The sequence below is a fragment of the Pseudomonas sp. P4_C1 genome, assembly GCF_056402155.1.
The window spans coordinates 1-9,461 of sequence record NZ_JBFUHY010000118.1; the positions used below are offsets into that span (position 1 = coordinate 1).

At 61.6% G+C, this 9,461-nt stretch carries 7 protein-coding genes; 6 read left to right on the forward strand and 1 reads right to left on the reverse strand.

The genetic code is table 11. The annotated features are described in order from the left end of the window. Positions 1-58 precede the first annotated feature (58 nt). Positions 59-1,060, reverse strand: coding sequence for a type I glyceraldehyde-3-phosphate dehydrogenase (gap, locus tag AC1DU9_RS28800; protein WP_108215125.1), 1,002 nt, complete (start codon positions 1,058-1,060; stop codon positions 59-61). Positions 1,061-1,280: 220 nt separating this feature from the next. Here gap and edd point away from each other — a divergent pair, with 220 nt between their 5' ends. The 6 genes from edd to AC1DU9_RS28830 all read left to right on the forward strand — a co-directional run bounded on the left by edd (position 1,281) and on the right by AC1DU9_RS28830 (position 9,343). Then, a complete protein-coding gene (gene edd / locus AC1DU9_RS28805; RefSeq protein WP_223459449.1) occupies positions 1,281-3,107 on the forward strand; it encodes a phosphogluconate dehydratase in 1,827 nt (608 codons plus the stop codon). Then, positions 3,104-4,063: a glucokinase gene (locus AC1DU9_RS28810; RefSeq protein ID WP_477811173.1), complete on the forward strand. Its 960-nt coding sequence runs from the start codon at positions 3,104-3,106 to the stop codon at positions 4,061-4,063. The genes edd and AC1DU9_RS28810 overlap by 4 nt, the downstream gene beginning before the upstream one ends. A gap of 185 nt (positions 4,064-4,248) precedes the next feature. After that, positions 4,249-4,980: a response regulator gene (locus tag AC1DU9_RS28815; RefSeq protein WP_223459445.1), complete on the forward strand. Its 732-nt coding sequence runs from the start codon at positions 4,249-4,251 to the stop codon at positions 4,978-4,980. 31 nt (positions 4,981-5,011) lie between these two features. Beyond that, on the forward strand, positions 5,012-6,439 hold the full coding sequence (locus AC1DU9_RS28820) for an ATP-binding protein (RefSeq protein ID WP_223459525.1): 1,428 nt from the start codon (positions 5,012-5,014) through the stop codon (positions 6,437-6,439). A 228-nt stretch (positions 6,440-6,667) separates the two neighbouring features. Further along, entirely contained in the window at positions 6,668-7,927 is a 1,260-nt protein-coding gene (locus AC1DU9_RS28825) for a D-mannose isomerase (protein ID WP_477811174.1), read from the forward strand. 117 nt (positions 7,928-8,044) lie between these two features. Then, positions 8,045-9,343: an ABC transporter substrate-binding protein gene (locus tag AC1DU9_RS28830; protein WP_477811175.1), complete on the forward strand. Its 1,299-nt coding sequence runs from the start codon at positions 8,045-8,047 to the stop codon at positions 9,341-9,343. Positions 9,344-9,461 lie beyond the last annotated feature (118 nt).

Consider the following 9,461-nt stretch of genomic DNA (forward strand, 5'->3'; position numbering starts at 1 on the left):
CCATCGCGAGCAATCGAGCGTCGACCGGCTGCTCCTACAAGACCGGGGGGCGTGCTGCTTATTCAGCGTTGCACAGCGCCAGGCAGTTATCGAGCATGCGGTTGGAGAAGCCCCACTCGTTGTCATACCAGGCCAATACCTTGAGCAGCTTGCCGCTGGCCTTGGTGTGGTTGGCGTCGAAGATCGACGACAGCGGGTTGTGGTTGAAGTCGCTGGAGACCAGCGGCAGGGTGTTGTAGCCAAGGATCTTCGAGTGCTGGCTGGCTTCTTTCAGCAGCGCATTGACCTCATCGGCCGACGCTTCGCGCTTGAGCTGCACGGTCAGGTCCACCAGCGACACATTGATCACCGGTACGCGCACCGACATGCCGGTCAATTTGCCCGCCAGTTCCGGCAGCACCAGGCCCACCGCTTCGGCAGCACCGGTCTTGCTCGGGATCATGTTCTGGGTGGCCGAACGGGCGCGGTACGGGTCGACGTGATAGACGTCGGTCAGGTGCTGATCGTTGGTGTAGGCGTGGATGGTGGTCATCAGGCCGCTTTCGATGCCCAGTTCGCGATGCAGCACCTGGGCCACCGGGGCCAGGCAGTTGGTGGTGCATGACGCGTTGGAAATGATCTGGTGCGATTGGCGCAGAATGTCGTGGTTCACCCCGTAAACCACGGTAGCGTCGGCGCCTTTGGCCGGGGCCGAGATGATCACTTTGCGCGCGCCGGCCGTAATATGCGCGGCGGCTTTGGCCCGATCGGTGAACAGACCGGTGCATTCGAACACGACATCAATTTTTTCCGCGGCCCAGGGCAGCTCGGCCGGGTTGCGGATGGCGCTGACCGAAATGCGGTCGCCGTTGACCGTCAGGCTCTCCTGATCGTGCTGGACATCGGCATCGAACGTGCCGTGAACGGTGTCGTACTTGAGTAGATGAGCATTGATCGCGCTGTCGCCCAGGTCGTTGATGGCGACGATCTGCAGATCCTGACGGTAGCCTTGGGTATAGAGTGCGCGAAGGACATTGCGGCCGATGCGGCCAAAACCATTGATTGCGATTCGAAGAGTCATATTGCGGCGCTACCGTCGTTTTGTTGTTGGAATTACAAGATTATTCGTAAAAAAATAGAAAACAAGCCTTTTTGATGGCAATATTTTGTTCGATCTACAACGAGTGACCTGAATCAACTGGTCCGAATGGTCAAATAAACCGTTTGTCATCCCATCGACACCGGCCTTTGATCAGCATAGACAATCAGGTCGCCACATCCGTTAGCCTGGAGTTCTACACATGCATCCCCGCGTCCTTGAGGTCACTGAACGGCTTATCGCCCGCAGCCGCGCCACGCGTGAGGCCTACCTTGCATTGATCCGCGGTGCGGCCAGCGACGGTCCGATGCGCGGCAAGCTGCAATGCGCCAACTTCGCCCACGGCGTGGCCGGTTGCGGCAGCGATGACAAGCACAGCCTGCGGATGATGAACTCCGCCAACATCGCGATAGTTTCGTCATATAACGACATGCTCTCGGCGCACCAGCCGTACGAAGTCTTTCCCGAATTAATCAAAAAGGCCCTGCGCGAGATCGGCTCCGTCGGCCAGTTCGCCGGTGGCACCCCGGCGATGTGCGATGGCGTGACCCAGGGCGAACCGGGCATGGAACTGAGCCTGCCGAGCCGCGAAGTGATCGCGTTGTCCACGGCCGTGGCGCTGTCCCACAACATGTTCGACGGCGCGCTGCTGCTCGGCATCTGCGACAAGATCGTGCCGGGCCTGATGATGGGCGCGCTGCGCTTCGGCCATCTGCCGATGATCTTCGTGCCGGGTGGGCCGATGGTCTCGGGCATTTCCAACAAGCAGAAAGCCGACGTGCGCCAGAAGTACGCCGAAGGCAAGGCGACCCGCGAAGAGCTGCTGGAATCGGAAATGAAGTCCTACCACAGCCCTGGCACCTGCACCTTCTACGGCACCGCCAACACCAACCAGTTGCTGATGGAAGTCATGGGCCTGCACCTGCCGGGCGCGTCCTTCGTCAACCCGAACACGCCGTTGCGCGATGCCTTGACCCGCGAGGCCGCGCACCAGGTCACGCGCCTGACCAAGCAGAACGGTGACTACATCCCGATCGGCGAAATCGTCGACGAGCGTTCGCTGGTCAACTCGATTGTCGCGTTGCATGCCACCGGCGGCTCGACCAACCACACCCTGCACATGCCGGCCATCGCCATGGCGGCGGGCATTCAACTGACCTGGCAGGACATGGCCGACCTCTCCGAAGTCGTGCCGACCCTGAGCCACGTCTACCCGAACGGCAAAGCCGACATCAACCACTTCCAGGCGGCGGGCGGCATGTCGTTCCTGATCCGCGAACTGCTGGAAGCCGGGCTGCTCCACGAAAACGTCAACACCGTGATGGGCCACGGCCTGAGCCGCTACACCCAGGAACCGTTCCTCGACAATGGCCAGCTGGTTTGGCGCGAAGGCGTGACCGACAGCCTCGATGAAAGCATCCTGCGTCCGGTCGCTCGTGCGTTCTCGGCCGAAGGTGGCCTGCGGGTGATGGAAGGCAACCTCGGTCGCGGTGTGATGAAAGTCTCCGCTGTGGCCGTGGAAAACCAGATTGTCGAAGCGCCGGCCATGGTGTTCCAGGATCAGCAGGACCTGGCCGATGCCTTCAAGGCCGGTTTGCTGGAGAAGGATTTTGTCGCGGTGATGCGCTTCCAGGGCCCGCGCTCCAACGGCATGCCGGAACTGCACAAGATGACACCGTTCCTCGGCGTGTTGCAGGATCGCGGCTTCAAAGTCGCGCTGGTGACCGACGGGCGCATGTCCGGCGCGTCGGGGAAAATCCCGGCGGCCATTCATGTCAGCCCCGAGGCTTATGTCGGCGGCGCTTTGGCGCGAGTGCAAGAGGGCGATATCATCCGCGTCGATGGCGTCAAAGGCACCCTGGAGCTTAAGGTGGACGCCGAAGAATTCGCAGCGCGCACACCGGCCAAAGGCCAGTTGGGCAACAACATCGGCACCGGTCGCGAGCTGTTCGGTTTCATGCGCATGGCCTTCAGCTCGGCGGAGCAGGGCGCCAGCGCCTTCACTTCTGCCCTGGAGACGCTTAATTGAAACTGGCTTTGGTCGGTGACATCGGTGGGACCAACGCACGTTTCGCGTTGTGGAAAAACCAGCAACTGGAATCGGTCCAGGTGCTGGCGACAGCAGATTTCCCCAGCCCGGAAGAAGCGATCAGCCTCTACCTGAATGGCCTGGGGCTGGCGCCGGGGGCGATCGGCTCGGTGTGCCTGTCGGTAGCAGGCCCCGTGAGCGGCGACGAATTCAAGTTCACCAACAATCACTGGCGCCTGAGCCGCAAGGGCTTTTGCCAGGCCTTGCAGGTGGATCAGCTGTTGCTGGTCAACGACTTCTCGGCCATGGCCCTGGGCATGACCCGTTTGCAGCCCGGCGAATTCCGCGTGGTCTGCGAAGGCACGCCGGAGCCGCTGCGCCCGGCGGTGGTGATCGGCCCGGGCACGGGCCTGGGCGTCGGTACCTTGCTCGATTTGGGCGAGGGCCGATTCGCCGCGTTGCCGGGGGAGGGCGGCCACGTTGATCTGCCATTGAGCAGTCCGCGTGAAACCCAACTCTGGCAGCATATTTTCAACGAGATCGGCCATGTCAGCGCCGAAACAGCCTTGAGTGGCGGTGGCTTGCCCCGTGTCTACCGGGCGATCTGCGCGGTGGACGGGCACACGCCTGTGCTCGACACACCGGAAGCGATTACCGCTGCCGGGCTGGCGGGCGACCCGATTGCCGTGGAAGTGCTCGAGCAGTTCTGCTGCTGGCTCGGACGCGTGGCCGGCAACAACGTGCTGACCACCGGCGGGCGTGGTGGCGTGTACATCGTGGGTGGGGTGATTCCGCGGTTTGCCGACTTCTTCCTCGAAAGCGGCTTCGCCCGGTGCTTCGCCGACAAGGGGTGCATGAGCGATTACTTCAAGGGGATTCCGGTGTGGCTGGTGACGGCGCCGTATTCCGGATTGATGGGCGCGGGTGTGGCGCTGGAGCAATCAATCCCGACCTGAAACCCGATTACCTGTAGGAGCGAGCCTGCTCGCGATGGACTTGAAGGCACCGCGTGCATTCAGAAAACACGCGTTATCGTTGACGTCCATCGCGAGCAGGCTCGCTCCTACAGTGGTTCTGTAGTGTTTGTAAAATCAGCGCATAAGGCATAATCCGCCCAATTCAAACAACAAGGACGCCGCCCGTGAGCTCAGTCAACAAGTCGATTTTGTTGGTCGATGACGATCAAGAGATACGCGAGTTGCTGGACACCTACCTGACCCGTGCCGGTTTCCAGGTGCGTGCCACCGCCGATGGCGCCGGTTTTCGCCAGGCGCTGAACGACGCGCCGGCCGATCTGGTGATCCTTGATGTGATGCTGCCCGACGAAGACGGCTTCAGCCTGTGTCGCTGGATTCGCCAGCATCCACGCCAGGCGCAGGTGCCGATCATCATGCTCACCGCCAGTTCCGACGAGGCAGACCGCGTCATCGGCCTGGAGCTGGGCGCCGACGATTACCTCGGCAAGCCGTTCAGCCCACGGGAGTTGCAGGCGCGGATCAAGGCGTTGCTACGCCGTGCGCAGTTCGGCCAGGAACGTAACGGCGGTGAGGTGCTGGCCTTCGATGACTGGCGGCTGGACATGGTCAGCCATCGGCTGTTTCACATCGACGGCGAAGAGGTGATTCTCTCGGGCGCCGACTTCGCGCTGCTGAAACTGTTCCTCGATCACCCGCAGGAAATCCTCGACCGCGACACCATCGGCAACGCCACTCGTGGCCGTGAACTGATGCCCCTGGATCGCATCGTCGACATGGCGGTCAGCCGGTTGCGCCAACGCCTGCGCGACACGGAAAAACCGCCACGGCTGATCCGCACCGTGCGTGGCAGCGGCTACCAACTGGCGGCCAATGTGGTTGCCAGCAATGGCCACTAAGCTATTGCGCAAGCTCGCCGCCAAGGTGCCGATGCCGCGTTCGCTGCTCGGGCGGATGTTGCTGTTGACCCTGCTGGCGGTGTTGTTCGCCCAAGCGTTGTCGAGCGTGATCTGGGTCTCGCAACTGCGTGCCACGCAGCTCGAGGGCCTGGTCACCAGCGCCCGCAGCCTGGCCCATTCAATGACCGCCAGCGTCAGTTATTTCCGTTCGTTGCCGGTGGCGTTCCGGCCCTTGGTGCTCGATCAGTTGCGCAGCATGGGCGGCACCCGGTTCGTGGTGACGCTCAACGACAAACCCCTGGGCATGGAAGTGCTGCCCATCACCCCGCGCAAAGAGGCGGTGCTCAAAGCGGTGGACGAGGTGCTGCGCCAGTCCCTCGGCCAGGACACGGACATCTCGGTGACCTTCGTCAGCCCGCAAGACCTGCGCATCTTCAATGGCGGCCTGAAGCTCGATGAGTTGCCACGCTCCTGGGCGCACTACGCGTTGACCCTGGAGCCGGTGAACCCGCCGGTACTGGTCACGCAGATCCAGATGGCGCCGGGCGAGTGGCTGTACATCGCCTCGCTGTTGCCCGAGCCCTACACCAGCCTTGAAGAGCAGGGCCTGCCGGCGCAGCAGGTGTGGTTCATCGTCCTGACCAGCAGCTTTTTGCTGTTGTTCATCGGCCTGCTGGTGCACTGGCAGAGTCGTCCGCTCAAGCGCCTGGCGCGGGCGGCGCGGGACCTGTCGTTGGGGGCCGACGTGGAACCGGTGGCCGAAGGCGGTGGCAGTGAAGTGGTCGAGGTCGGGCGCGCCTTCAACACCATGCGCGAGCGCATCAGTCGTTACCTGACCGAGCGCAGCCAGTTGTTCAGCGCCATTTCCCACGACTTGCGCACGCCGATCACCCGTTTGCGCCTGAGGGTCGAATTGCTCGAAGACGAAACACTGCAAACCAAGTTCGGGCGTGACCTGGACGAGCTCGAATTGCTGGTCAAGGGCGCGCTGCAATGCGTGAAAGACACCGACATCCACGAGAACATCGAGCCGGTGGACCTCAATCATGTGCTCGACTGTCTGGTGGAGCCCTATCTCGCGCCGAACGGCAACGGCCGCGTGACCCAGCAGGGGCGGGCGCTGGCGGCGTATCCGGGCAAACCGCTGGCACTCAAGCGCTGCATCGGCAACCTGATCGATAACGCGTTGAAGTACGGGCAGAACGCGCACCTGCACATTGATGACGACGAAAGCGCGTTCGTCCTGCACGTCGATGATGAAGGGCCGGGCGTGCCGGAGCAGCGGCTGGAGCAGGTGTTCGAACCGCACTTTCGCCTGGCCGGGCAGCAACAGGGTTATGGGTTGGGGCTGGGGATTGCCCGCAACATTGCCCATAGCCATGGTGGTGAGGTGAGTCTGCAGAATCTGCGTGAAGGCGGGTTGCGAGTGACCCTGCAGTTGCCCCGCAGCGTTGACTAGTCAGACCGCGTTATCGTTCATCGCGAGCAGGCTCGCTCCTACAGGGTTTTTGCGTCGTACATAAATCCAATGTAGGAGCGAGCCTGCTCGCGATGGCGTCAGATCATTCAACGCATATCCAAGAGCAAATGTCACAGCTTGGTGACATAACCCACCCCCTTCGTTACATGCCCACCTTCCCCCGTTGTTTATGCTGCCCCACAGTCATAACAACAAAAAAGGTACGCCATGGACACCTTCCAACCGGCCTTCAGCAGTTGGCTGAACGCACCTGCCCATCAGCAATGGCTCGCCAGCGAAGGCTTGCGCCTGCTGGCGTTTGCCAAGGCTTCGAAGCTACCTGAAGGCTTCGGCAACCTCGATGAAAAAGGCCGCCTCCCGGCTGATGCGCAAGCCCAGACCATGAACACCGCGCRCATGACCCACAGCTTCGCCATGGCCCACATTCAGGGCTTGCCGGGTTTCGCCGAACTGGTGGATCACGGTGTCGCTGCGCTGCGCGGGCCGTTGCGYGACGTGCTGCATGGCGGCTGGTTCGCGGCCGCCGAACATCGCAATGGCAGCACCGGCAAGAATGCCTACCTGCATGCTTTCGTCGCACTGGCGGCCAGTTCTGCGGTGGTCGCACAGCGCCCCGGTGCACAAGCCTTGCTCGATGATGCCATCGATATCATCGACACTTATTTCTGGAGCGAAGAAGAAGGCGCGATGCGCGAATCTTTCAACCGTGACTGGAGCGAGGAGGAGGCGTACCGAGGCGCCAACAGCAACATGCACGCCACCGAAGCCTTCCTCGCCCTGGCCGATGTCACCGATGACAACCGCTGGCTGAGCCGCGCCCAACGGATTGTCGAGCGAGTGATCCATGGTCACGCCGCTGCCAACGATTACCTGGTGATCGAGCATTTCGACCGCGACTGGCAGCCGCTACGGGACTACAACCGCGACAATCCGGCCGACGGCTTCCGCCCCTACGGCACCACCCCGGGCCATGGTTTCGAGTGGGCGCGGCTGTTGCTGCACCTCGAAGCTTCGCGGGTGAGAGCGGGGATGCTCACGCCGGGCTGGCTGGTCACCGACGCGCAAAAACTCTTCGAGCACAATTGCCGTCACGGTTGGAGCATCGACGGCGCGCCGGGGATTGTCTACACCCTGGACTGGGACAACAAAGCGGTGGTCCGCCATCGCCTGCACTGGACCCATTGCGAAGCCAGCGCCGCCGCCAGTGCCTTGCTCAAACGCACCGGTGAAGAGCAATACGAACACTGGTACCGACTTTTCTGGGAATTCTGTGACAGTCATTTCATTGACCGCGAAGGCGGCAGCTGGCATCACGAACTCGACCCGCAGAACCGCCCGAGTGCCGATATCTGGCCCGGCAAACCTGACCTTTACCACGCCTGGCAAGCCGTGCTGATTCCGCGCCTGGCGCTGGCACCAAGCATGGCCACGGCGCTGGCGCAGTTGTCCCAGAGCGGTTCTATGTAACCATGCGGTGACATTCGCGCATCCCTTCGTTACCTGCGAGGGGATATCCCCTGTTTAAACTCCTATGCAGCGCAAGCAATAGACTTGCATGCATAACAACAAGAAAGGTGCTCCTGGATGAACGCGATTTCTCGCCTCGCTACTGTCATTTCTCTCGCTTCCCTGTCTGCGCTCCCCCTCAGTGTGCTTGCCGCCGAATCCAAAGGTTCCGTTGAAGTCGTTCACTGGTGGACTTCCGGTGGTGAAAAAGCAGCGGTCGATGTCCTGAAGGCTCAAGTCGAAAAAGACGGCTTCACCTGGAAGGACGGCGCAGTCGCCGGTGGCGGCGGTTCCACGGCCATGACCGTACTCAAAAGTCGCGCCGTAGCCGGCAACCCGCCAGGCGTTGCCCAGATCAAAGGTCCGGACATCCAGGAGTGGGGCAGCACTGGCCTGCTCAGCACCGACGCACTGAAAGAAGTCTCCAAGTCGGAAAACTGGGATGGCCTGCTGTCGAAGAAAGTCTCCGACACCGTTAAGTACGAAGGTGACTACGTCGCCGTGCCGGTGAACATCCACCGCGTCAACTGGCTGTGGATCAACCCGCAGGTGTTCAAGAAAGCCGGGATCGAAAAAGCCCCGACGACCCTCGAAGAATTCTATGCCGCCGGCGACAAACTCAAGGCCGCCGGCTTCATCGCGCTCGCCCACGGCGGTCAGCCTTGGCAGGACAGCACCGTGTTCGAAGACATCGTGCTCTCGGTCATGGGTGCTGACGGCTACAAAAAAGCCCTGGTCGACCTGGACCAGAAAACCCTGTCCGGCCCGGAGATGACCAAGTCCTTCACCGAGCTGAAAAAGATCACCACCTACATGGACCCGAACCGCGCCGGTCGTGACTGGAACATCGCCGCCGCCGAAGTCATCAACGGCAAGGCCGGCATGCAGATGATGGGCGACTGGGCGAAAAGCGAGTGGACTGCGGCGAAGAAAGTCGCGGGCAAGGACTACCAGTGCGTAGCGTTCCCGGGCACTGAAAAAGCCTTCACCTACAACATCGACTCCCTGGCGGTGTTCAAGCTCAAGGCCGATCGCAAAGGCGACATCGCTGCCCAGCAAGACCTGGCCAAGGTCGCTTTGGGTACCGACTTCCAGAAAGTCTTCAGCATGAACAAGGGTTCGATCCCGGTGCGTAACGACATGCTGAACGAAATGGACAAGCTCGGCTTCGACGAGTGCGCCCAGAAGTCGGCGAAGGACTTCATCGCGGACGACAAGACCGGCGGCCTGCAACCGAGCATGGCGCACAACATGGCCACCTCCCTGGCCGTGCAGGGTGCGATCTTCGATGTGGTCACCAACTTCATGAACGACAAGGATGCTGACCCGGCCAAGGCCAGCGCCCAACTGGCCTCGGCTGTCAAAGCGGCCCAGTAATTCGTGATCGACGCAGGCAGGTCCTGCGGCAAACCCCAGAGAGAGCTCCGTCCCAATGTGGGAGCGAGCTTGCTCGCGATAGCTGACTGACATTCAACACTGATGTCGTCTGTTACAC